Source organism: Streptomyces sp. UW30 (assembly GCF_008042075.1).
Lineage (GTDB): Bacteria > Actinomycetota > Actinomycetes > Streptomycetales > Streptomycetaceae > Streptomyces.
Genome location: NZ_RDBN01000117.1, coordinates 1 through 819, shown reverse-complemented (window position 1 = coordinate 819; position 819 = coordinate 1). Strand labels below are relative to the sequence as shown.

The following is an 819-nucleotide window of genomic DNA, read 5'->3' as shown; positions in this document are numbered from 1 at the left end:
GCGCGGACGGCACGATCTCCTTCCTGGAGGTCAACACCCGTCTGCAGGTGGAGCACCCGGTCACCGAGGAGGTCGCCGGGATCGACCTGGTCCGGGAGATGTTCCGGATCGCCGACGGCGAGGCGCTGGGCTACGACGACCCGCCGCTGCGCGGGCACTCCTTCGAGTTCCGTATCAACGGCGAGGACCCGGGCCGTAACTTCCTGCCCGCGCCCGGCACCGTCACCGCCTTCGCCGCGCCGTCCGGCCCGGGTGTCCGCCTGGACGCCGGTGTCGAGTCGGGCAGCGTGATCGGTCCGGCGTGGGACTCGCTGCTGGCCAAGCTGATCGTGACCGGCGCCACCCGCGAGCAGGCCCTGCAGCGGGCCGCCCGCGCGCTGGACGAGTTCACCGTCGAGGGCATGGCCACCGCCATCCCCTTCCACCGCGCGGTCGTCGTCGATCCGGCGTTCGCCCCGGAACTGACCGGCTCCGCCGACCCGTTCACCGTCCACACCCGGTGGATCGAGACCGAGTTCGTCAACGAGATCAAGCCCTTCGCCGCCCCGGCCGACACCGACACCGAGGAAGACACCGGCCGTGAGACGGTCGTCGTCGAGGTCGGCGGCAAGCGCCTGGAGGTCTCCCTGCCGGCCTCCCTCGGCATGACCTTGGCCCGCACCGGCCTGGCCGCCGGCGCCAAGCCCAAGCGGCGCGCGGCGAAGAAGTCCGGGCCCGTCGCCTCCGGCGACACCCTCGCCTCCCCGATGCAGGGCACCATCGTCAAGGTCGCCGTCGAGGAAGGCCAGGAAGTCAAGGAAGGCGACCTCGTCGTCGTCC

1 protein-coding gene is annotated in these 819 nt (G+C 72.2%); it reads left to right on the top strand.

All coding sequences use genetic code 11. From position 1 onward, the window contains the following. A partial coding sequence (locus EAO75_RS44635; RefSeq protein ID WP_148000848.1) for a biotin/lipoyl-binding protein occupies positions 1-819 on the top strand: 819 nt, incomplete at both ends.